This is a genomic window from Collinsella sp. AM20-15AC (assembly GCF_003471405.1).
In the GTDB taxonomy this organism is placed as follows: domain Bacteria; phylum Actinomycetota; class Coriobacteriia; order Coriobacteriales; family Coriobacteriaceae; genus Collinsella.
In genome coordinates this window covers 1-22,149 of sequence record NZ_QRJA01000029.1, presented here as the reverse complement: position 1 = coordinate 22,149, position 22,149 = coordinate 1, and the positions used below count along the sequence as shown (strand labels likewise).

Genomic DNA, 22,149 nt, shown 5'->3' with positions numbered 1-22,149 from the left:
AAGCCAGGCTACGCTGCCACCATTCGCCTCTGATATGCCCTCACCAACAACGAGATACCAAAGTTGAGCATAAAGTACATCGCAAACACCAGGCCGTAGAGCATAAGTACCTGCGACAGATCAATCGCGTGGGCCATCACGACGTTTGCCGTGTACATGAGCTCGGCCACGTTAATGCCCGAAAGATACGAGCTGTCCTTAATGACGGTCGTGCATTGGCTAAACAGCGCCGGAATGATCGTCTTAAACGTCTGCGGCAGAATGATGTAGCGCATGGTGGCAAAAAAGCCGAAGCCTTGGCTCTGCGCTGCCTCAAACTGGCCGCGCGGAATCGAGTTGAGGCCGCCGCGCACAATCTCGGCCATAACAGCGCTGGTAAACAGCGTAAAGGCGATGGTCGAAATCACAATGTCCAAGCCCTGCACCGTAAAGTAGATAAACAGGATCCACAGCAGGTTCGGCGTGCAACGGAACAGCTCGATATAGGCACTCACCAAAATACGGAACGGGCGGGGCGCATAGCTTTTAACAAGCGCCAGCACCGTGCCAAAGATGAGCGAGAAAAAGATCGACAGCGCCGAGATCTCGATCGTCTTAACAAAGCCGCCCCAAATGTAGAGCAGGTTGGTCGCGTTGAAGATTTCCATGCGCTAGGCCTCCTCTACGTTGTCGAGCCCCAGCTCGGCGAGGCTCACGCCGCGCGGACGCTCCTTGGAGCGGCGCTCGAGCCACTGCACCAGCATGGCGAGCGGAAAGCAGATGATGAAGTACATAAGGCAGCAGACGATGTATCCCTGCAGGTAACCGTACAGACTCACAAAGTTGTCGGAACGGTACATAAGGTCGCCGCCGGCCACAAGCGCCAGCACCGACGTGTTCTTGACTAGGTTGAGTGCCTGGTTGCACAGCGGCGGCAGAATGATCTTGAATGTCTGGGGCAGCACGATGTACCAGTACGCCTGCGCACGGGTGAAGCCCTGGCTCTGCGCCGCCTCCATCTGACCGCGCGGAACCGCCTCGATACCGGTGCGGATGACCTCCGAGATGTAGGCCGCGTGATACAGGCCCACGCCCAAGAAGCCCAGCACGAACGGCGCGATGCGCACCGGCTGGTCGGCACCGGTTATGGCCTGCAAAAACTGCGGACCAGCCATGTACATAAAGAGCACCTGCACGGGCAACGGGGTGTTCTGGTAAAACTCCACGTATACGCGGCTTATGGCGCGCAGCACGCGCGAACGGGTGGTAGAGAACACACCCAGCAGCGTGCCCAGCACCAGCGACAGCAGCAGACCGGCAACGACCACCTGTAGCGTCACGCCAAAGCCCTCCCAGAAGGGCCCCATGTTTTGAAATGTCGTCGACCAACGGTCGGCGTCAAATAATCCTTCGAGCATTTGATTCCTTCCTTGGACGATGCGCCTATACAAGACCCCAGGTCTTGACCTCTTGGTCGAGCCAGCCGTCGGCCAGACGATCGCAAATCACCTGATCGACCACGGCCGAAAGGTCGCAGCCCTTCTTGGTCGCCACGCCGTAGCCCTGCTCGCCAAACTTGACCTCGGGCTGCAACAGCTCAACGGTCTCGTTCATGTAACCGGCCAGCGTGGAGCGGTCCATGGCAAAGACGTCGATATTGCCGGCGTCGAGCGAGCTCTTGATGATGGGGTAGCCGCTAAAGGCCCTAAACTCGGGCTTGCAGCTAAAGCCGTTGTCCTTGATCATCTGCTCGATCAGGCCCTGCGTGGTGGCACCCTGGCTCACGCCGATGACCTTGCCGTCCAGGTCCTCAATCGAGGTAAAGCCCGAACGCTTCTTGACCATGAGTCCCACGTAGTCGGTGCGGTACGGCGTCGAGAAATCCCAGCTCTTCTTGCGCTCGTCGGTGATGGTGTAGGTCGCTGCGACCACGTCGAGTTGGCCGTTATCGATCAGCGGGCCGCGTGTCTTGGGCGTTACGTCGGTAAACTCGACAAGCTCCTGGGCACGGGCTTCCTTGTAGCTCACGCCAAAGACAGCGGCGGCGATCTGGTAGCACAAATCGACTTCCATGCCCTCAAAGCGGCCTTTGGCGGTGTCGTAATAGCCGTAGCCGGGAACATCTTTCTTGACGCCGGCATTCAGATGGCCGCGCGACTTGATGGCCGCAAGCTTGGATCCCTTGTCGGAACCCTCGCCGCTGGTGGAGTTGCCGCAACCGGTGAGCGCGGTCCCCGTCAGCGCGAGCATGCCGGCGCCCGCCAGCTGCAAAAAGTGACGGCGCGACACGGCCGCCCTCGTCATATCCGTCATGTCCATCACCGCGCCTAGTGCAGAATCTTGGACAGGAACTCGCGGCAGCGCGGGTTCTCGGGGTTATCGAAGAAGTGCTCGGGCGTGCCCTCCTCCAGGATGCGGCCGTCCTCCATAAAGATGACGCGGTCGGCCACCTGGCGCGCAAAGCCCATCTCGTGCGTCACGCAGATCATGGTGATGTCCTCCTGCGCGAGCTCAATCATAACGTCCAGAACCTCCTGGACCATCTCGGGGTCGAGCGCCGAGGTCGGCTCGTCAAACAGGATGATGGGCTGCTTGGTGCACAGGGCACGGGCGATGGCGATGCGCTGCTGCTGACCGCCCGAGAGGTTCTGCGGATACTCGCCGGCCTTATGCGCCATGCCGACGCGCTTGAGCGCGGCGACGGCGATCTCGGTCGCCTCCTCCTTGCTCTTCTTTTGCAGCTTGATGGGCGCGAGCGTCAGATTGCCCAGCACCGTCATGTTGGGATACAGGTTGAACTGCTGAAACACCATGGAGCTATATTTGCGAGCCATTTCCAGGTGATTCTTCTTAGTGAGCGGCGTACCGTCGATGATGACCTCGCCCGACGTGGGCTCCTCAAGATAATCGACACAGCGGATGAGCGTCGACTTACCCGAGCCGGAAGGCCCGATCATTACGAGCTTCTCGCCGCGCTTGACGGTGAGGTTGATATCTTTGAGCACATGCAGGTCGCCAAAGTACTTGTTGAGATGCTTGATCTCGATCATGTCTGCCATGAATGTCCCTTCCCTGCGTTTACACGAGTTGAACTATTGTACGGAAAGAACCACGTTTCCGCAGCCCACACTACATTCCCGTAAAGAACCCGCAACCTTCCGCCCACTCATTGGGGACAGACTTAAATGAGTACCCCCGTGGCTACTCATTTAAGTCTGTCCCCAATGAGTGCAACCGCCCTTGTTGAGCATAAGTCAGCGAAAACCCGTACACGCGAGCAAGGTGACGTGAAATGAAAGGGCGCAGACCTTATGGTCGCGCCCTTGAAATTGAACGTCAGATTGCCGCGTGTACGGGTTTACAGCGTCGAGCCGTTACGCGGTTTGGTAAAACCGCGTAACAAATTACGCGAGTTTGGCACCGACGATCTTTGCCGCGGCAGGCTTGTCGAAGTTGCCGCCGGTGGCCTTGCCCAGAGCGCCCATGACCTGGCCCATCTGCTTCTTGGACGTGGCACCCAGCTCGGCGATAACTTGCTCAATCAGGGCCTCGAGCTCCTCGCCCGAAACCTGCGCGGGCAGCAGGCTCTCCAGAATCTTGACCTGCTCGGTCAGGTTGTCGGTACGCTCTTGGTCGGTGCCGGCCTTGATGGACATCTCCAGCGTCTCGCTCGTCTGCTTAATCAGACGCTTGATCATGCTGTTGACGTCTTCCTCGGTCACATCGCGGCGCTCGTTGACCTCGATATTCTTCACCTCGGCCTTGACCTGGCGAATGATGGACAGGCGAACCTTGTCCTTAGCCTTCATGGCCGCGATCATTTCCTTCTGCAGCTCTTCGTTGGTCATCTGCAAATCCTCTCTAATAGCGTGGGCGGCACTCGCGCGAGCACCGCCCCATGATTACTCAGTCGTCGACGAATCGTCGGTCGAGCTCTTGGTGACGCCCTTCAGGCTCACGTTGTAGGGCACATCCTTGGGCATGGGGTTGACGGTAATGTCGGCGTCTTTCTTGTACTGCTCCAGCCACTCGCTGTATGCAGTACTGGCCGCCTGCGTCTTCACCACGTTGGAAACGTACTTCTTGATGTCCTTGGGCACCTGCTTGATGTCATCGACCTGGCTATCGACATGGAAGTAGTCGGTGCACTTGATGATGTGGTAGCCATAGGTCGACTCGACGACTTCGCTCACGTCGCCCTTGTTGAGCCCCTCGAGCGCCGTCTGGTAGCTGTCGACAAAGGTGGTGAGCTTATCCCAGCCCACATCGCCCTTCTTCTCCTTGGAACCGGTGTCCTCGGAGTACTGTTCAACGGCGTCCTCAAAGCTCAGCTCACCGGAGTTGATCTTGTCCAGGCACTCCTGCGCCTTGGCCTTGGCGGCAGCCTTGTCCTCGTCGGAAGCGTCGGAATCAACCTTGATCAGGATGTTCGACGAGCGACGGGCATCGTTGTAGTTGGACAGGTTCTCGTTGATGTAATCGACGATCTCGCTGTCCTTGGGCTTGCTGGTGGGCGCCACAGCATCCTTAAGCTTTTGCTGCGCCAGGCTCTCCTTGAGCGAGTCCTTGTAGGTGTCCTCGGTGTAGCCGTAGGTCTTAAGGGCCTTCTTAAAGGCCTTGGCACCGCCCGCGCTCTTGCACGCGTCCTTCCAAGCCTTCTCGACCTCCTCGTCCGACACCGTCACGCCGTTCTCCTTCTGTGCCTGTTGAAGCAGAATCTGCTGCGTGTAGGAGTCGATGAGTTGCTTGCGGTACTTCTTGGGCGTGAGGTCGTTGTCGACCAGATACTGTGCCCAGTCCTTGTCCTTGGTGTAGCCGTAGGACGTGCGCATGCTCATGATCTGCTTGGTCACGGTGTCCTCGGTGAGGTTGGTGCCGTTGATAGTGGCAGCTACACCGCCGGTAAGCTTGTAGCCCGAGGTATCCTCTGCCTGCGACATCAGGCCGGAGCACGCCATGGCCGAGACGGAAAGCAGCATTGCCAGCACGCCGATGACCACCAGAACGATCTTGACGGTCTTGGACACGCGGGTCTTGCGCTGCTTCTTGCGAGAGCTGGAGGCGGCGCAAGCCTGCTGCTCGGGCGTCGGCTCGGGTGCGGGGTTCTTTTTCTTATTTGCCATAGTTGGCCTTTCGCATAACGAATCGAACAAACGCCATTGTGTCACAACGCAGCCCCCGCGGCACGCTTGGTGCATTGGGGACAGGTTAATCTGCACCATTTTGGTGCAAAGGGGACAGCTCTGGCAGCCGGCACCTTAGAAGTGACGGCGGATAGCGTCGACCATGCCCTGGGACGTGGTCTGGCCGAGCACATCGGCTGCAGCGTCGGCATCCATAAAGATATTCATGAGCGCCTGAAGTGCCTCGACCTGGCCGCCCGGCTCGGCGATGCCCAGATTGATGACGATCTGCGCCGGCACCGGGGCGCCCATGCCCGCCATCGCGTTGAACATCACGGGTGCGGCGGGCTTCACCACCGCGACATAGGGCTTGGCCACAAATCCCGGATCGGTATGCGGAATGGCGATATTTGCCGCCGGCATGGCAAGACCCGTGGGATAGGCATCCTCGCGCGTGCGAACGGCGTCGAGCCAACCGTCGGCAATGTAGCCGCGCGGAGCAAGCTCACTCTCGAGCTGCGCAAACACCTCACCCGGCGTCGCACACTCCCAATCAAAAAACACCAGCTCAGGCGAGAAAAGCGCCTCGGCGTTATCCGCCATACCGTCCTCCAAAGTTGCATGGGGTTCACATTGCCCCATATGATAGCGAAACCAGACAGACAAGGTTAGTCGAGGATCCCGATCATCTCGAGTGCACGCGCGGGCGTCAGGCAAACCTCGGGCATCGCCTCCAACATGCGCCGGTCTCTCGTGACCACGTAGTCAACATCTGCCGTCTCGCCCGAAGCAATGATGAGGTTGTCTTCAAGATCCGGCATACGCTTGCCAAGCATGCGTGCCATCTCGCACTCTGCCAACGAAAGTGGAGAGGCCGTTGCTACCTGCATCATATGCTCGATGCAGGCCCATGACGCCGAGGCAAACGACACGCTAATCCCGTTCGCATTCCGCCGGGCTAGACGCCGAGGCAAAATGTAGAACACATCCTTTGCCGTCGTGGGCGCATAAAGAAGGTCGATCTTTCCCGCCTCGGCCAGTTCAACCAATCTCTTCGCTTCGTCGAATGCCCCCTCTTGCAGGTAATAATCGAGCCAAACGTTCGTATCTACAAGCAGGCGTTTTGCCTCGATCATCGGCAATTCGCCTCGATGTCGGCAATCATCGCGTCATACATATCATCTCGTACGGCATCCCAGTCTTCCGCAGATGATCCACCTGGCTCAAAATCCGAAGCGCTTAGCCCCAACGAGGAAAAAGCTAGGCCACACCCCTGCTCGGCCAGGCTCTCCGCACGGGGCGCCTCGCGCTTATCCGCCACCATAAATCCCGGCAACGTTTGATGCTCGACAAGATAGACCCAAAGCGCACGAATAGCATCGCTCGCCCCCAATCCATTGCGAGTTAGGACCGCGTCGCCACCAGCCTTGAGCATAGGATCGATTCGCGTGTTGAGCTGCACCGTTGCTGTACCCATAGCGGCTCCTCTCTATCTGCTAGCAGTATAGCAAACATGAAAGGCCACGCAAAAGGGCCCCGCCCGCACACGGACGAGGCCCTATCAGATTTCTTGGTTCTGATGAAGCTTTTACATCTCAAGGAAACCAAGGAGACCCTTTTTCAAGCGACTAGCGCGCCGGGTCGATAGCCACCTTGCCGCTCTCCAGCACGTGGACGCGGCCGTCGGCGAGCATCTGCACGACCTCGGGATACAGCACGTGCTCGATCGCGTGGATGTGCTCCTCGAGCGTATCGACATCCCAGCCCTCCTCAACGGCCAGCGCGCGCTGGGCGATGATGGGGCCGTTGTCGTAGATCTCGTTGGCAAAGTGCACGGTCACGCCGGTCACCTTGACGCCGCGGGCAAACGCATCGTCGATCGCGTGGGCACCGGTAAAGCTCGGCAGCAGGGCCGGGTGCAGGTTGACCACACGGTTGGGGAACGCCGCCAGCAGCGGCGTGTGCACCATGCGCATGTAGCCGGCCATGACCACATACTCGCAGCCGCGCTCGAGCAGCTCGTGCGCGATGATCTCGTCGGCGGCGATGGGGTCGGCATAGACATCCTTGGACAGCGTGAGCGTCTGGATGCCTGCGCGCTCTGCACGCTGCAGGCCCTTGGCCGAAGGACGGCTCGACACCACAAGCTCAATCGAGGCGTTGAGCTTGCCAGCGGCGATCAGGTCGATCAGCGCCTGCAGGTTGGTACCCGAACCGCTGATGAGCACGCCGATCTTGAGCGGCTCGGCCGTATCGGTGCCGGTCGGACGGGTGTAAGGCACAAAACCCAGGCCCTCGCCAGCACCCATCTGCTCGTTAGCGCTCATCGGAGTACACGACCTTACCGGAGCCCTCGACGCACTCGCCCACGCGGAACGGCTTCTCGCCCAGCGCGACCAGGGCCTCGGTCACCGCGGCCTCGTCCTCGGGGGCGACGATCAGGCACAGACCAACGCCCATGTTGAAGGTCTTGCATGCCTCGTTGGGCGCAAGCTCGGCCTGGCGCGACACGTAGGTGATGACGAGCGGAACGTCCCAACCCATCTCGGCACCGTTGCGGGTGACCACAGCGTCGACGTCGTCGGCGAGCGCGCGGTTGAGGTTCTCGGTAATACCGCCGCCGGTGATGTGGGCGATGGCGTGCACGTTGGCGCCACCGCGCAGCAGCTCCAGAATCGGCTTAACGTAAATGCGCGTGGGGGCCAGCAGAGCGTCTGCCAGCGATGCACCGCCGAGCTCCTCGAGCGGACGGCTCAGCTCCTCGGCCTTAGCGGCGGCCTCGGGCGTACCCGGCTTGATGCCGTCGACACCGATGACCTTACGCACGAGCGAGTAGCCGTTGGAGTGCACCCCGGTGGAAGGCAGACCCAGGATCACATCGCCCGGGCGGACGTTTGCGGGGTCGAGCATCTTGGGACGGTCGACGACGCCCACGGTAAAGCCGGCGAGATCGTAGTCGGCCGGAGCCATGACGCCCGGGTGCTCGGCCATCTCGCCGCCCACGAGCGCGCAGCCCGCGAGCTTGCAGCCGTCGGCAACGCCCTTGATGATCTTTGCCATGTGCTCGGCCTCAATGTGGCCGATGGCAACGTAGTCCAAGAAGAACAGCGGCTCGGCGCCCGAAGCCAAAATGTCGTTGACGCACATGGCGACCAGGTCCTGGCCCACCGTCTCATGACGGTCCATGATCTGGGCGAGCACGAGCTTGGTGCCCACGCCGTCGGTACCGCTGATCAGGATCGGGTCTTCCATATCCTTAAGCGCGGCGGCCGAGAACAGGCCGCCAAAGCCACCGATGCCGCCGATGACCTCGGGGCGGTTGGTGTCCTTGACCATCTGCTTAATAGCGTCGACGGCGCGGCCGCCCTCGGCGGTATCGACGCCGGCGTCCTCGTACGTCACATGCTTGCTGTCGCTCATCTGAGCCTTCCTCTCCCACTACCGTCTGACGAGCAGGCGCCAAACGGTGCTCATAGTTGCGTCATTTCGGCGCGCGCCATAACAGCACGCGCCGTCATATCAACAAAACAGCAGGTAAAACCTACCAAAATAAACCTGTCCCTACATGGCAGGTTTTAGGCCTCACCGTGCTCCTCTTCCCAGCTGCGGTCGTCATATTTCTCGACCACGGCGTCGTCGTCAAAGTGTAGCGGCTTGTCCAGGTTGCGGGGCTTAAAGCCCTCCATGAATTTGTCGCGGCCAAAGCTCTCGGGAATCGCCACGGGATAGCGGCCGGTAAAGCACGCGTCGCAGTAGCCGCCCTTGGGCATGACCTTCAGCAGGCCCTCGACCGAAAGGAAGGCCAGCGAATCGGCGCCAATGTACTCGCAGATCTCATCGACCGTCTTGTTGGCGCTGATAAGCTGCGACTGCACGTCGGTATCGATACCGTAGAAGCACGGCCAGATGACCTCGGGCGAGTTGATGCGAATATGAATCTCCTTGGCACCGGCGTTGCGCAGCATCTTGACGAGCTGCACCATGGTGGTGCCGCGCACAATGGAGTCGTCGATGACGACCAGGCGCTTGCCCTCGATGTTGTCGCGCAGCGGGTTGAGTTTCATACGCACGCCCATGGCGCGCAACTCCTGCGTAGGCTCGATAAACGTGCGGCCCACGTAGCGGTTCTTGATAAGGCCCTCACCAAAGGGAATGCCACTCTCGTGCGAATAGCCCTCCGCAGGCGGCAGACCGGAGTCGGGCACGCCGATGACCAGGTCGGCCTCGACGGGCTCCTCATGTGCCAGCTGACGACCCATGTCATAACGGCAGGCGTAGACGCTCTTGCCGTTCATAATGGAGTCGGGGCGGGCAAAGTAAACCTGCTCAAAGATGCAGTTGGCCGGTTCTTCGGCAGCGGGCACACCCTGCTCGGACACCAGGCCCTCGGCACTGATGCGCAAGATCTCGCCGGGACGGACATCGCGCACGTACTCGGCGCCCACAATGTCGAGCGCGCAGGTCTCGGAAGCAACGACCCAGCCACCGGCGCGCGTGACACGGACGGCGGAGTCGACCGTCGAGGCGCCGTCCTGCGACGGCAGCTGCGAAACGGATGCGGCATCGGCCTGGTCCAGGCCCTCGTCCACCAGCTTGCCCAACACCAGTGGGCGGATGCCGTGCGGATCGCGGAAGGCGTAGAGCGCCTGCTCGTTGATGAGCGTCATGGCATAACCGCCACGCACGAGCTCCATGGTCTTGCGAATGCCCTCGCGCAGGTGGCCCGTACGCTGGGTAAAGTAGCCGATGAGCTTGGTCGCGACCTCGGAATCCGAATTGGAGAGGAACGGCACGCCCAGCTCGATCAGCTGGCGGCGCAGCTCGTCGGTGTTGACGAGGGTGCCGTTGTGCGCGAGCGCGATAATGACGCTATTGATGGTAGAGAGGTGCGGCTGAGAGGCTTCCCAGCTCTTGGCGCCGGCGGTGCCGTAGCGCACATGACCCACGGCCAGCTGACCGGAGAGCGTCGACAGGTCGGCGTTGGAGAACACGCGGTCGAGCAGGCCCAGATCCTTGCGGACCATAACCGTACCGCCGTCACCCACGGCGATTCCCGCCGATTCTTGGCCACGGTGCTGCAGTGCACGCAGGCCAAAGTACGTCAGTCGAGCCACGTCGCGATCGGGCGCCCAAACACCAAAAACGCCGCATTCCTCATGCAGCTGGTCGGAGTCCGGATCATACGTCGACATGGCGTTCACCTGTCCCGCGGCACGCTCGGCCGCGCGGATGGTTTCTTGAGACATGGCATCCCCTCAGAGCCTCGTATTTTGGCGTTACCCGCCTTATTATACGCACGGTGCGACGCGCTCCCCAGCGCATGAGCAGCGCTTTTTAAAAGCCCACCGAGCTAATAATCCGTTTTGCGGCCAAACATTTTATCGGTCTGTCCAGCGCAAGCGCCCGCGCCCCCAGATGGCCGCCGCGTCCACCGTTGGGGATTACAAAGTTGCAATTGGGACGTTCGTCCTGTCTTTTGGCAGGTCGGCGGCGTATCCTTGTAATCTAGGACAAAGCGAGAAAGGTTCTGTATGGATCGAAACGGACTCGACCCCAGCGTCCCCAGCGCCACGGAGGTCAAGAAGATTCCCCTCATCATTAAGGTGTACGCCGTCCTGTGCATCCTATCCGGCGTGGGCACACTCCCGTCGGTCGCTGCCTTTATGTGGCAGGTCATCACCGCGCTCATCAACGGCAACGCCGCCGAAAAGCTCGGCGACAATATGCTGGTCTCGGTTGGACTCATCGTCGCCGGCATCATGCTCTCTGCGGCAAGTGCCGTCATCCTGATCATCTTTGGCCTGGACCTTATCAAAAACCAGCGCCGCAACGCCGCCCGCCTGTCCTACATCCTTATTGCATTCACCGTCGTCGAGCTTTTGGTCGACGTGATGCTCCAGGGCATCGGGCCCTTCCTGCTGCGCCCCGCGATCCAGCTCGGCATCCTCGTTGCACTTTCAGCAACCGTCGACCCCACGCTGCGCCAGGAGCGCGAACTGCAGCGCCGCCTGCAGGAGATGCTCGACCGTGACGCCGCGGCGGAGGGCATGCTCGGCCGCGATGAAACCGGCGAGGGCTACATCAAGCTCAACTACTTCAACCTGTTCTGGGTATTCTTCGTCTGCTGCGTGCTCGGCCTGATCGCCGAGGACATCTGGCATATGACAGTCGACGACCCGGGCGTCTACCAGAACCGCGCCGGCATGCTGTTTGGTCCCTTCAGCCCCATCTATGGCTTTGGCGCCGTACTCATGACCATGGTGCTCAACCGCTTCTATAAAAAGAACCCCATCATCATTTTCCTGGTAAGCGCTGTGCTCGGCGCGAGCTTCGAGGTGTTCGTGGGCTGGTTTATGCAGACCTCATTTGGCGTGGTCTCATGGAGCTACTCGCACATGAAGCTGTTTGGCATGCCCGACCCACTCGCCGTCCTTACGGGCGGACGCACCTGCACGGGCTTTGCCTGCCTGTGGGGCCTGGGCGGCCTTATCTGGATCAAGCTACTGCTGCCGAGGCTGCTCAAGCTCATCAACATGATTCCGTGGAAGAGTCGCTACTCGGCTACCGTCATCTTTACCGTCATTATGCTGGTCGACGGCGTCATGACGCTGCAGTCGCTCGACTACTGGTACCAGCGCGTCAACGGCACGGAGCCGGATATTCCCGTCGCGCAGTTCTACGGCAAGTATTTCGATAACGACTACATGGAGAACCGCTTCCAGAGCATGACCATGAGTCCCAAGGATGCGACGCGCGTGTAGCGCCAAGCAATGCCGAGATTTTCCAACGCACAGAAAAGCCCGCTGGCAGACTGAACTGCCAACGGGCTTTTGCTATAGATGGACTCGAATTGATCGCAAAGTCCTATGCCTCGCGCTCGACCTCGCTCACACACTCATTTTTAATGGTACCGACGAGCGCCTGCAGCGCATCGACCACATGCGGGCGAATGTCCCCGCCAATGAGCACGAGCATGATGTCGTCGCCTACGGCGAGCTCGCCGCTCGCCAGCCACACGCGCACATAGCCGATACCCGGCATCGCGCGCGTTGCCTCGATAGCGGCCTGTACCTTTTCGGCATCGAAGCCAAACACCATGCCGCCCACCTTATGTCCAGGCGCCACACCATCTGTCTCGACCCCACGCGCCTCGGCCTTGGGCGTCGCACGCACCACACCGTTATGCGTCAGGTACATACCGCACGCAGGTGCCGACGAATCGGCCTTGGCTTCGCGCAGCCAAGCATCAACCGAAGGCATCGATTTGCCACTTTCAAGCATCATTTCTCCTTTTTACCGTCATCGAGTAGCTCATTTGGGACGGGGCTTTTTAGCTACTCTTGAACAACTTATTCCTCGACCGGCGTGAGCACCATGACGGCGCGCGTATTGCTAAATGACAGCGAGCGGCAGGTCACAAGCGTTACGACCTTGGTTGCCGAAGCGGCACGATCGGTGGCATCGCTCGCCACGGCAGAGGCACCGGCAAGCATCTCGGACAGGTAATTCTTCAGTCCGTCATCGCCCTCAAAGTTGGGCGTGCGCGCCTTGGCATACGTGTCCTCGACCACCTTGGTCGCCAGTGGGCGCAACTTATACGTCGCATCGCGCGTGATGTAGTACACGTATTCCATGCTGTCGAACGTCGCCTGATCGGTCGTGTTCGAAATCACGTTGAACATCGAACCGTCGTTCATGTGATGACCGTAAATCGTGGTCTGCTGATCCACCATGCCCGGCGCGGTGTCGTCGCTATCCAAGAAGATGGCTCCCGAGGCATTGGCCGCACCGTCGAACAACGTGTTGAGGTACTTGGAGTTGTTATTGGTCTGCACCACGGGGTAGTTGATGTTGGTGCCGGGCGCGTAAATCCAGCCCACAACCTCGGGATTTGTCTGGGCGAGCGCGTTGAAGTCGACAATCGGCACGCCGCTGGCGTCCTTGTCGCTCACATATTGCTTTTCGATCTTTTGATACGACTCGCTCGCCTGCTTGTAGCCAATCTGCGCGTTGATAAAGATGGCGGCCGCAGCAACGATTAGGCCGATGCCGATAATGATGAGCAAGATGGGGATAACGGAGCGACGCTTTTTGCGCGGCGTCTCGGTATAGCTCGATGGCGCGGTATGCGCCGAAGAGCGAGGTGACTTCTTGGCCGTACTGTATGACGAAGGGCGATAAGCAGCAGGTGTATCCTGACGGCGATGCTTCGCCGGCGTCACGGGGCGCGGCGCGCGCGGCTGCTGAGGAGAGGATGTCCGACCCTGTTGCGGCGCGCGGACTGCTCCCGACTTGGCTGGATCGGGAATCCGAGAAGCCGAAAAACGCTTTCCCTGATAGTCGGACATGGCTCTCCTTATGCTGCAAATGGACTGGCAGAGCGCTTAGGCGTCAGCCATCTCCTGCTTCATCTTTTCGATAACCTTGCGGTACTCGGGGTCGCATGCGCCCAGAATCTGCGTGGCGTAAATGGCAGCGTTCTTGGCACCGTTGATGGCCACACAGGCAACGGGCACGCCCGAAGGCATCTGCACCATCGACAGCAGCGAGTCCATACCACCCAGATCGCTCGTCTTCATAGGCACGCCGATGACCGGCAGCGGCGTAAAGGCCGCCACGACACCGCCCAGGTGAGCAGCCTTGCCGGCAGCAGCGATAATCACCTTGATGCCGCGGTCGGCAGCAGTCGAGGCCCACTCATGGACCTTCGCCGGCGTGCGGTGCGCACTTGCAATCACGAGCTCATAGGACACGCCCAGTGCCTCGAGCTCGGCGGTGCAACCTTCCATAACGCCCAGATCGGACTTGGAGCCCATGATGATCCCGACAACCGGCTTCTGATCTGCCATAAACAAAGACCTCCTGTTGAGAGCGGTGACGCGGCGAATCCGCGACCCTTAACTGCAAATAATTCAAGTATAGCCGCCGATGCCGATGTGTTCGGCGGGAGACGGAACGCTTTGCGAGATTAAGGCCGAAGGGTCGGAGCTTTCCGCCTACATTCAAAAAGCGTGCCCACCGTCCTTGGGTGGGACGGCGGGCACGCTTGCTTAGCTGTTGCTGGGGCTACTTAGCCTTGCTGCGACGATGGAAGAAAGCGCCGATCGCGGCGATGATGGCGCCAAGACCACCGACGGTCGCGACGGTCGCCGCCGTCTGGTCTCCGGTATTGGGAATCGCCGAACCGTTCTTCTTGCTGCCCTGGGCCTTGTCGCCTGCGGGCTTGCCCGCCTGGTTGCCGCCGTTCGAGCCATTGCCGGAACCCTGGTTGCCCGAGCCGCCCTGATTGCCGGAATCGGCATCCTTGAGGCTCTCAATAGCCAGCTTGAGCTGGTCATAGGCCGCCTGGAGCTGGGTGTCGGAAGCATTCTCATCACCCAAGACGTCCTCGGCGTAGGTAATGGCATCCGTCAGGGCCTTGACAGACTCGGCCGTCTTGCCCCTGGTGTCAGCCTCCTTCGCCTGCTTGACCAGGGCCTTGAGCTGCTTCTTAGTCGGATTCTCGACCGGGGCCACTGGGGTCTTCTCGAGCGCGCCGCGGGCGCTCTCGAGCGCCCTGAGCGCCTGGTCGACCTCGTCCTGCGTGGCTTTCTCGTCGCTCAAGATGGCGCGGGCGCTCGCCAGGGCGTTCTCGAGCGCCGTCCAGGAGGCCTCGGTGTAGTCACCGGCCTTGAGGTCGCCGGCAGCAACCTCGGCATCAACCTTTTCGATCGCGGTAGCGAGATCATCCTTCGCCACCGGATCGGGGACGGCCGTACCGTAGAACTTGAGCTCCGCCATGCTGCAGTAGGCATCAACGTTGCCACCGCCGGCGTGAATCACCTTGACGGTCACGTAGCGACCGCGCGCGGCGCCAAAGCTCATCTGTTTCCAGTCGCCACGGTCGGTGAGCACGCGGCCGTCGTTGTCGAAGGCGAACGTACCCATCGACGCGGCGGTGCCCATCTCATAACCGTCGGCAGTGTCGGAGACCAGTATCTCGGCCTCGAAGATATCGCCGTTAGTGCCGCCGTCCTGGCGCGGCAGGAATGTAACGTCGGTGAGATCGTAGTCGCGGCCCAGGCCGACACTCAGATACTGGGGCATACCGGTCCCATGGGCCCAGTCGCTGTGCCAAAGCGTCCGCTCGTCGCCGTCGAGAGCGTTGACGGCGTTGCTGCCCTCGTAGTCGGCCTCACTCGAGAAGCCGGCCACCTTGACGTTCTTGCGGTTCTCGGGCGTGTTGATAAGAATCTTCTCATCGACAGGGCGCATCTTGAGGCCGTCGATTGCCTTCTCGATCTTGGCTGTGGCGTCTGCGACATCCTTCTTGCTATAGCTGCCTTGGCCGCCGTCGAGGAGCTTCTGAGCCGCCTCGACCGCAGCGGTGAGAGCTGCATAGGAATCCTTAGTGTAGACGGACTCGCTGTAGCCCGCGGCCTTGGAAAGCGCCGCCACGAGCGCAGAGGTATCGACACCAGCCTTGACCTCGACCTCATAGGATGCGGTCTTGGAGGGGTCGAGTACCGACGCCACCGTGATCTTTGCCTTGCCGGCCTTGTTGGCACGCAGGTAGTAGCTCACGCTATCGCCAGCCTGAACAGCGGAGACGCTTACCACAGAGGGGTCGGAGCTCTCGACCGTCACATAGGGGTAGCCGGCGCTCTCAGGCGTGGCCTTGGCGTCGACGAGCGTAACGTCGCCTTCAAAGAACTCGGTCTGGTTCTTGCCTAGCTCGACACCCTCGATGGCCTCGACACCCTGCGTGTAGTTGAAGTTGACCTCACGCAGTGTGAGCATCTGGTCACCCGATGCCTCAAGCGGCGTGACCTCGACCTTGGTCGCCTTCTTGCCCTTGTTCTCGGCAGAGAGGCCAAAGGCGTAGCGAGCCCGGAAGGAATCGTACTCCCCGCCCGCGAACTCTTGGGTTGAGCCATCCTCGAACGTCACGACAGCCTTGATCTTCTGCACGGTTCCGTTGCCACCGTTGCGGTTAACGACCTCGACACTATCGAGTTTCGACGGCGTCTTAAATGCGAATGTCATCGTGGTGGGAAGCTTCACGTAACTCGGAAGCTTACCCTCGCTGTCATAGTTGGGCTCCCAGTTCCATAGGAACTCAAAGCCGTTGTCGCCCTCGTTATTATCGAACAGCGCGTTATAGCTCTTCTGCTGGATAAGTTTCTCGACGTTGGTCCCGTCGTCAGTCGTGAGCTCATCGTTGGTCATCGTGATGTTGAAGGCATCCTGACCGTACTCGGTGACCGTTGGCCGAGGAACATCCGGCATCGTCACTGTGCCGTCGCTCGCAAACTCAAGTGCGTCGCATGCCGGACCGATGAGCCAAGATGTCGAGGGCAGTTCGACCTTGCCGGCGGTCTTGGCCTTGAGCTTGAAACTCGCCACCGCGCCGGTACCGTTGTAGAGCTTGCCATCGCCGCGGTTGGCAAAGGCGAGATTGATAGTCTGCGTTCTGTCCGCGAACTGGACCTTCTCGCGAGACAGGTTCTCCATGCCGGCAGTCGAGCCGTCCTGCGCGATGCTCTCGGACACAAACTCGAACTGGTCGCTCTTGAAGTTGACGAGAGCGCCCAGGGCGTTGACGTTCTTGGCGTCGGCCGCATAGACATCAACGGTGATCTCATCACCGGCCTCGACCTCGGTCTTGCTCGGAATCACCGCGAGCGAACCTGCGACCTTGCCCTTTTGTTTAGTGCCGCCGTCAAGACCCGCCATGGTGAACGAGTAATCGTAGACGTCGTAAACGCCGTTATCGTTGAGGTCGGCGAAGTGGTCGCGGATCTGCGAACCGAACGTCGGGGTATCGGGATCGCGATTCTCGAGGCCCAGATAGTTCTTCATGTTGGAGTAGTCTCCGTCGGAGATCGTGGCCTTGTTGAGGTTGGAGCCCACGGCGAAGCCATCCGTGCCGTCGGTCTTGTAGATGGCAATCTCGGACGCGGAGAAGAAATTGCCGACCGAGGCGAGCGGTGTCATGCGCACGTAACGGGCGGCCACGGTGCCGTCAAACGCTACCGTCTTACAATCAGCGGAACGTGCCCAATCGACCTCCTGGCTCGTCCAGTGGACGCCATCGAGACTCGTCTCAACACGCATCTTGGTCACAGTGCCGTTGCCGGCGTCATCGCGCGGATAGTACTCGAGCTTATCGAGCTTGTAAGCGCGTCCATAGTCAACGGTAAGCGCCTTGCCCAGATCGTTGCCACCGGAGTGGAAACCGCCGTCGCCCGACTGGAACTCATGGTCGAAGGCGAGCTCGGCCTTATGGCTGCCGTAAAGTGAGCCCTCCCAGGTGATTTGCTCGGCGTCGGGGACGTTCCGCCACGGATCGAGTGCGGAGTTCGCCTCGAGCACATCGCTCCAGGCGGAGTAGCCCTCGGCGTTGCGCGAACGAATCTGGTAGGTGTGCTTGCTATTGTAGGCGAGGTCGGTGTGCGTGAACTCGGCCGCATCACCCACGGCGAACACGGTGCCGTCGACCTTAAGGTCGTAGGAGGTAGCACCATCGACCTTTCCCCAGGTGAGCTTGATGCTCGTTGGGGTCGTGACGTCCTCGGGGGCAGCAAGGTTCGTGGGTGCGGAGAGGCTCTCGTTGAGGCGATCGGCTGTGAGCGTGGCGTCGGCGTTCACGAAACCGCCCAGCTCGAGCGTCTGCGCTGCCGCAGCAACATCGGTCTTCGCGAACTTGACGTAGACCTTGGGGTTCGTGGTGATCTTGGTGTTGTTAAAGCTCTCGCCCCGCTCGGCCTCGGTGCCGTCCACATCGCTGCCGTAGTGGTTGAGGTTAGGGGTCTCGCTGTAGAAGTAGACCGCCTGGCCGGCCTCGGGGGTCGCGGTGTCAAAGGTCTCCTGCGAGTCGACCTCAACCACGTTGAGCGCGGATCCGCCGTTCTTGGCGACGACGCTCATGGGCTTGGCGGACACGTTGGCCACGAAGGTCGTGGTGCGATTGGAGTCGTAGCCGTTGTAGCCACCCTGCGAGGCTTCGGCGGTAAAGGTCGCGGTGCCGCCTGCGGCCTTGGATCTGTAGACGGTGCTCACATGCTCACCGTAGGAGATATTGTCGATCGTACCGTAGGAATCGTCCTCAGTCGTGTTGTTCTCGATGGAGGAGCCGTCGTCCTCGTACTGCGTAAAGGTGCCGTCGCCCTCGGTGGCGAAGAACTCGACGATACGCTGGCTGCGGTCGGTACCCTTGGTGTTGGTGTCGCTCACGGCCTCGGGGTTGTTGTTCTCGGCGTACATCGGCACGATAGCGTTGGCCTTCACAAACAGCGGCAGCTTCCAAAGCGGAGCCTCGTAGTTGTTGAGAACCTGGCCGCCGCGATACTGCTTACCCGAGAAGTAATCGATCCAGATGGTGGGATTCTCGTCGGTGCCGTAGTTGGGGAGGTAAATCCCATTGCGAATGTCGTTGCCGTTCTCGTCTGCCTGGGTATCCTGATACACCGGTGCCACTAGGAAGTTCTCACCGAACATATACTGGTACTGCGTCGAGGTGCTTGCGGCGTACTCGGAGTTATCGGAAAGCAGCATGGCGCGGATCATGGGCAGGCCGGCATCGCCGTTACCCGTGTCGATGTTGGCCGCCGAGGCCGCGCTCGTGTAGATATAGGGCATGAGCTGCGCCTTGAGCTTGAGGTAGAAGCGCGAGATGCCTGTGTAGGGATCGCCGTGCGTCATGGGCGATTTACGGTAGGTGCCCCAACCGTCCATGTCGAGCATAGAGGGCGTGAACGTCTTCCACTGGTAGTCACGCGCAGAGATGATGGGGTCGCCGCCAAAAATGCCATCCATGTCGGAGCCGATGTTGGGGTTGCCCGAAAGACTCTGACCGATATACGTGGGGATATGGAAGCGAATGTACTCCCAGTTACCGCCATACTGGTCGCCGGTCCAAATGCCACCAAAGCGCTGCGTGCCGGCCCAACCATCGAGCGTGATGATGTTGGGGCGCTTGTTAGCGCCGGTCGTCACCGTGTCATAAGCTGTCTTGATGCCATTAAGACCAAAGGAGTAGCCAGATCCAACCCAGGCAACGTCGGTCTTAAGGGTAGTGATGCCTCCCGTCTTGACCTCGGCGTCGAAGTCGCGAAGCAGATGCCACGGGGTCTCAGGGTTGCTGTCGGGCTCAAGGTTGGACTGGGTCCACAAGCCCGTGCTCACACCCTTTGAGTTGGCATACTCGGTGAACTTCTTAAGGTTGTCGACGTTGGCACGCACAGCGTTAAGACGGTCGGCCGAGCTCGCTCCGTCGGAGTTGACGCCGCCGGTCTTGTAGTAACCGTTCTGGCCATAGCCGGCGCCGTAGCCGTCGTTCGGCAGGAACCAGCCGAGCGGCATGTCGCTGTCCTCGTAGTCATCGATAACCTGCCGAGCAGAGAACTGGCGGTCGAAATCGGTCGCTTTCATGTTCTCGGTATCAACCGTAGGGCCCTCACCGTTGAGCGTCTCGGCCGCAAGTGTGCCGTCGAGCTTGTAGCCCGTCGACATGCCAGACTCGTACTTAACGTCGCCCTTCTCGCTCGAGGACTTGCTGCCCTTGGTCTCCCACTTCTTTTGACCCGAGGTCGTTGACCAGCCATCACGGTTATAGGCATTAAGATGACCAAGGTAGAACCCGTACTCGGGCAGCAGTACCGGGTTACCGGTCACCTTGTAGTAGTCCTGCAGCATCTCAGTTGCCACGTTCGAAGCTCCCTCGTTGGTCGCCACGAAGTAGTAGGCATCAAACTCATTCTCGCTGTGCAAAGTCGTGACCGTCGATGAGTCCGTGGAACCGAAGTCGTAGGAACCCTCTGCAAACGTGTTTCGGAGCACGCCGTAGCCGTCACTCGTCCAATAAAACGGGTTGGGCGAGGCAACGCCGCCATCGGTCCAGTTGTTCGTGTTGGAGATGGCGATGGTCTGGTTGGTGTGCAGGAAGCGTCCGTTCTGGGTGCCGCCGCCAAAGAAGTTCTCGGACTTCTCCTTGGCGAGCGTCTGGACGGTACCCTTCTTATCAAGGTCGAGGGACGCGGACTCGGAAACCACGACACGGTCGCCTGACTTGATACTCATCTTGCCAGTCGCCTTGTCCAGGATCACGGTCGCCTTTCCGCCGGTGATCTCGATAGTGTCGCCCTTGTCGGCAACCGTCGCACTCGGCTTGCTGTAGGTGTCCGAGGTATCGGGCTGAGCCTGGATCTTAGCCGTGTGGGACTTACTGCGCGGCGTGGCGTACTCGGAAAACTCACCCTTGGGGTCGACGTTATAACGGAAAATACCGTCCTCGAGGAACGTAATACGGCCCTTGATGCCGTCAGCGAAATCGATGTCGACGACATTCGAGGCAGACTGGGACACGGTCGCCGAGTCGACGCCCTTGAGTGGCGTGGCAATCGCCTGCTGGGGATTGGCAAACACGAGCGTCGCTGCAGTGGCAACGAGGACCGCGCTTCCCTTCACCCACCGTTTCGTAAAAATGGAATTCCTGCGCATCTGGTCTCCTTTCTTCCGACATGCTGAGGTGCCGAGGACGCCCCCCCCCGGCAGCATGGGAAAACGTATCAAACGGAGATGTTCGGTACATTCCGCACAATGGGGGCCACCCGTTACCAAGGGGCCAACTGGTAGTAACCAGATAGCCACCTACTAGGTCATATCAACATATGGGAGCACTTGCGCACCCAAGTTCGGAATTCTCCCAGCGGCAGCAAAATAAGCGTCAACGGCAAGGTGGGCTTAATAAGCCATACCAATTGGTTCTTCAGTCAAATACCAATCTAGCAAAAATGTACTGTTTATCTGGTATTACACAGACCATACCTTTCCCTCGGGAACTGGGCTTCGCGAAGTTTCCCGAGGGAAAGGCTCAGCCGCCATCCTGCAACCTACCGGGGATTGCCATGACGTACGTTGGCTGATTTGGTTTGGAATGAGATGCTGACGGTAGTCAATGGGCACAACTGTCCCGGGTGCATTTCAAGATGCACCTAAATGTCTGTCTTTATCCTTATAGATTGTCCAGGTAATCGTCGGCATCATAGGTAAGGCTATAGGCTTTATTCAGAATGCGCACGAGCTCCTGGGCATCGTGCTCGCCGAGCGCTGAGAGTTGTTTCGAGAGCGATGCCACACTCTCGGCATTTTTTTTCGCCGCGAAATCACGGCCTTCCTCGGTAATGCTCACCAGCACACGCCGACGATCGTTTGGATCGGCCCTGCGCTGAACGTAACCCTTGCTCTCGAGTGAATCCAAGATATGCGACATGCGCGCACGGGAGAATTTCAGCTTCTTGGCAATCTCGGAGGGAATGACATCACCGTCAATACCCGATAGATACTGTAAAACCGGTGCCTCGCCCACACTGGCGCCGCCGGCAGCACTCAAGGATCCCTTGGCAAGGGAACGTGAGTACACGATCAGTTTTCGAGCAACGTCATCGTAATCCACTGGGGATATTGTCCTTTGCAACTCTAGAAGGGCCATAAAACCGTCATTTGCCGTACATTAGTTAACATTCGCAACAATTATTTATGATACCCCAACGCGGAAGTCTATTGCTCGTCCTTCTTGCGTCGCATAAGCTCCTCAACGTCGATACCCGCGGCCTCGAGCATGCGCTCGACATTCTTTTTGGCGTTGGTCGTGCCAACCTTAAGCACAATCGAAAGCGGAGTGCCCACCACCAGGCACACGATGCCCGCGGGGACGCCCCAGCCGGGGCCGCCCTGCATACCCCACATCCCCACCAAAAAGCCAATAGCCACGAGCGAATAGCCCAGGCGCAGCCAAACGTTGAGCCGCTGAATAGCATCGGTCTGCATCTTTGCCTCGCGGATCAAGTCGTCGCGCGAAAGGTCGTGTCCGTGTTTCTCGTGCATATGGGTCCTCCTCGTGCAAAGCGTGCATCATGCGCAAGTGCATCGTTTATCGAATACGTCATCTTTCAAGAGCAATATAGCGGGTGTCGTGTAGGCGATGGAGGTCGCTGGCCATATTGCCCTTGAAGGGCGGCGCAAAATCAGAACCACCCTTAAAAAGGGTGGTTTGCTCTTAGGGTAT

General features: G+C 59.7%; 19 protein-coding genes. 1 reads left to right on the top strand and 18 read right to left on the bottom strand.

Annotated features, from left to right (window positions below):
• Positions 1–8 precede the first annotated feature (8 nt).
• The 12 genes from DW233_RS08790 to purF form a co-directional block, all read right to left on the bottom strand.
• On the bottom strand, positions 9–647 hold the full coding sequence (locus DW233_RS08790; RefSeq protein ID WP_118267823.1) for an amino acid ABC transporter permease: 639 nt from the start codon (positions 645–647) through the stop codon (positions 9–11).
• A 3-nt stretch (positions 648–650) separates the two neighbouring features.
• Complete coding sequence (locus DW233_RS08785) at positions 651–1,397, bottom strand: amino acid ABC transporter permease (RefSeq protein WP_035136546.1); 747 nt, start codon at positions 1,395–1,397, stop codon at positions 651–653.
• Positions 1,398–1,422: 25 nt separating this feature from the next.
• Positions 1,423–2,298 (bottom strand): transporter substrate-binding domain-containing protein, encoded by an 876-nt coding sequence (locus DW233_RS08780; protein ID WP_082435536.1) that lies wholly within the window; start codon positions 2,296–2,298, stop codon positions 1,423–1,425.
• A gap of 8 nt (positions 2,299–2,306) precedes the next feature.
• Positions 2,307–3,038, bottom strand: coding sequence for an amino acid ABC transporter ATP-binding protein (locus DW233_RS08775; protein ID WP_117803476.1), 732 nt, complete (start codon positions 3,036–3,038; stop codon positions 2,307–2,309).
• Between the two features lie 345 nt (positions 3,039–3,383).
• Complete coding sequence (locus tag DW233_RS08770) at positions 3,384–3,827, bottom strand: GatB/YqeY domain-containing protein (RefSeq protein WP_006235801.1); 444 nt, start codon at positions 3,825–3,827, stop codon at positions 3,384–3,386.
• Positions 3,828–3,881: 54 nt separating this feature from the next.
• Complete coding sequence (locus tag DW233_RS08765) at positions 3,882–5,102, bottom strand: peptidylprolyl isomerase (protein ID WP_118267822.1); 1,221 nt, start codon at positions 5,100–5,102, stop codon at positions 3,882–3,884.
• 135 nt (positions 5,103–5,237) lie between these two features.
• Entirely contained in the window at positions 5,238–5,705 is a 468-nt protein-coding gene (locus DW233_RS08760) for a PTS sugar transporter subunit IIA (RefSeq protein ID WP_118267820.1), read from the bottom strand.
• A gap of 65 nt (positions 5,706–5,770) precedes the next feature.
• On the bottom strand, positions 5,771–6,238 hold the full coding sequence (locus DW233_RS08755) for a PIN domain-containing protein (protein ID WP_199574624.1): 468 nt from the start codon (positions 6,236–6,238) through the stop codon (positions 5,771–5,773).
• A complete protein-coding gene (locus tag DW233_RS08750) occupies positions 6,235–6,579 on the bottom strand; it encodes a type II toxin-antitoxin system RelB/DinJ family antitoxin (RefSeq protein WP_118267817.1) in 345 nt (114 codons plus the stop codon). Before DW233_RS08750 ends, DW233_RS08755 begins: the two co-directional genes overlap by 4 nt.
• A gap of 151 nt (positions 6,580–6,730) precedes the next feature.
• Positions 6,731–7,429 (bottom strand): phosphoribosylglycinamide formyltransferase, encoded by a 699-nt coding sequence (purN, locus tag DW233_RS08745; RefSeq protein WP_118267815.1) that lies wholly within the window; start codon positions 7,427–7,429, stop codon positions 6,731–6,733.
• Positions 7,419–8,522, bottom strand: coding sequence for a phosphoribosylformylglycinamidine cyclo-ligase (purM, locus tag DW233_RS08740; RefSeq protein ID WP_118267813.1), 1,104 nt, complete (start codon positions 8,520–8,522; stop codon positions 7,419–7,421). The genes purN and purM overlap by 11 nt, the downstream gene beginning before the upstream one ends.
• A gap of 155 nt (positions 8,523–8,677) precedes the next feature.
• Positions 8,678–10,348 carry an amidophosphoribosyltransferase gene (purF, locus tag DW233_RS08735; protein WP_118267811.1) on the bottom strand — a complete coding sequence of 557 codons (1,671 nt, stop codon included), beginning with the start codon at positions 10,346–10,348 and terminating at the stop codon, positions 8,678–8,680.
• A 285-nt stretch (positions 10,349–10,633) separates the two neighbouring features.
• On the opposite strand from purF, the gene DW233_RS08730 reads away from it, so the two are divergent.
• Positions 10,634–11,863: a putative ABC transporter permease gene (locus DW233_RS08730; RefSeq protein WP_118267809.1), complete on the top strand. Its 1,230-nt coding sequence runs from the start codon at positions 10,634–10,636 to the stop codon at positions 11,861–11,863.
• 103 nt (positions 11,864–11,966) lie between these two features.
• On the opposite strand, the gene DW233_RS08725 is transcribed toward DW233_RS08730, so the two are convergent.
• The 6 genes from DW233_RS08725 to DW233_RS08700 form a co-directional block, all read right to left on the bottom strand.
• Entirely contained in the window at positions 11,967–12,386 is a 420-nt protein-coding gene (locus DW233_RS08725; protein WP_233547976.1) for a molybdenum cofactor biosynthesis protein MoaE, read from the bottom strand.
• A 65-nt stretch (positions 12,387–12,451) separates the two neighbouring features.
• Positions 12,452–13,450, bottom strand: a complete 999-nt coding sequence (locus tag DW233_RS08720; protein ID WP_118267805.1) for a class B sortase — start codon at positions 13,448–13,450, stop codon at positions 12,452–12,454.
• Between the two features lie 36 nt (positions 13,451–13,486).
• Positions 13,487–13,951, bottom strand: coding sequence for a 5-(carboxyamino)imidazole ribonucleotide mutase (purE, locus tag DW233_RS08715; protein WP_118205916.1), 465 nt, complete (start codon positions 13,949–13,951; stop codon positions 13,487–13,489).
• A gap of 217 nt (positions 13,952–14,168) precedes the next feature.
• Positions 14,169–20,582, bottom strand: a complete 6,414-nt coding sequence (locus tag DW233_RS08710) for a discoidin domain-containing protein (protein WP_158567841.1) — start codon at positions 20,580–20,582, stop codon at positions 14,169–14,171.
• A gap of 514 nt (positions 20,583–21,096) precedes the next feature.
• The gene (locus DW233_RS08705; protein WP_158567840.1) at positions 21,097–21,537 is read right to left on the bottom strand and encodes a MarR family winged helix-turn-helix transcriptional regulator; all 441 of its coding nucleotides are present in this window, start codon (positions 21,535–21,537) and stop codon (positions 21,097–21,099) included.
• Between the two features lie 104 nt (positions 21,538–21,641).
• Positions 21,642–21,968, bottom strand: a complete 327-nt coding sequence (locus DW233_RS08700; RefSeq protein WP_117584044.1) for a DUF202 domain-containing protein — start codon at positions 21,966–21,968, stop codon at positions 21,642–21,644.
• Positions 21,969–22,149: the final 181 nt, after the last annotated feature.

Coding starts and splice junctions, on each gene's coding strand:
- DW233_RS08790 (WP_118267823.1), bottom strand. CDS start 647: ATGGAAATCTTCAACGCGACCAACCTGCTCTACATTTGGGGCGGCTTT.
- DW233_RS08785 (WP_035136546.1), bottom strand. CDS start 1,397: ATGCTCGAAGGATTATTTGACGCCGACCGTTGGTCGACGACATTTCAA.
- DW233_RS08780 (WP_082435536.1), bottom strand. CDS start 2,298: ATGGACATGACGGATATGACGAGGGCGGCCGTGTCGCGCCGTCACTTT.
- DW233_RS08775 (WP_117803476.1), bottom strand. CDS start 3,038: ATGGCAGACATGATCGAGATCAAGCATCTCAACAAGTACTTTGGCGAC.
- DW233_RS08770 (WP_006235801.1), bottom strand. CDS start 3,827: ATGACCAACGAAGAGCTGCAGAAGGAAATGATCGCGGCCATGAAGGCT.
- DW233_RS08765 (WP_118267822.1), bottom strand. CDS start 5,102: ATGGCAAATAAGAAAAAGAACCCCGCACCCGAGCCGACGCCCGAGCAG.
- DW233_RS08760 (WP_118267820.1), bottom strand. CDS start 5,705: ATGGCGGATAACGCCGAGGCGCTTTTCTCGCCTGAGCTGGTGTTTTTT.
- DW233_RS08755 (WP_199574624.1), bottom strand. CDS start 6,238: ATGATCGAGGCAAAACGCCTGCTTGTAGATACGAACGTTTGGCTCGAT.
- DW233_RS08750 (WP_118267817.1), bottom strand. CDS start 6,579: ATGGGTACAGCAACGGTGCAGCTCAACACGCGAATCGATCCTATGCTC.
- purN (WP_118267815.1), bottom strand. CDS start 7,429: ATGAGCGCTAACGAGCAGATGGGTGCTGGCGAGGGCCTGGGTTTTGTG.
- purM (WP_118267813.1), bottom strand. CDS start 8,522: ATGAGCGACAGCAAGCATGTGACGTACGAGGACGCCGGCGTCGATACC.
- purF (WP_118267811.1), bottom strand. CDS start 10,348: ATGTCTCAAGAAACCATCCGCGCGGCCGAGCGTGCCGCGGGACAGGTG.
- DW233_RS08730 (WP_118267809.1), top strand. CDS start 10,634: ATGGATCGAAACGGACTCGACCCCAGCGTCCCCAGCGCCACGGAGGTC.
- DW233_RS08725 (WP_233547976.1), bottom strand. CDS start 12,386: ATGATGCTTGAAAGTGGCAAATCGATGCCTTCGGTTGATGCTTGGCTG.
- DW233_RS08720 (WP_118267805.1), bottom strand. CDS start 13,450: ATGTCCGACTATCAGGGAAAGCGTTTTTCGGCTTCTCGGATTCCCGAT.
- purE (WP_118205916.1), bottom strand. CDS start 13,951: ATGGCAGATCAGAAGCCGGTTGTCGGGATCATCATGGGCTCCAAGTCC.
- DW233_RS08710 (WP_158567841.1), bottom strand. CDS start 20,582: ATGCGCAGGAATTCCATTTTTACGAAACGGTGGGTGAAGGGAAGCGCG.
- DW233_RS08700 (WP_117584044.1), bottom strand. CDS start 21,968: ATGCACGAGAAACACGGACACGACCTTTCGCGCGACGACTTGATCCGC.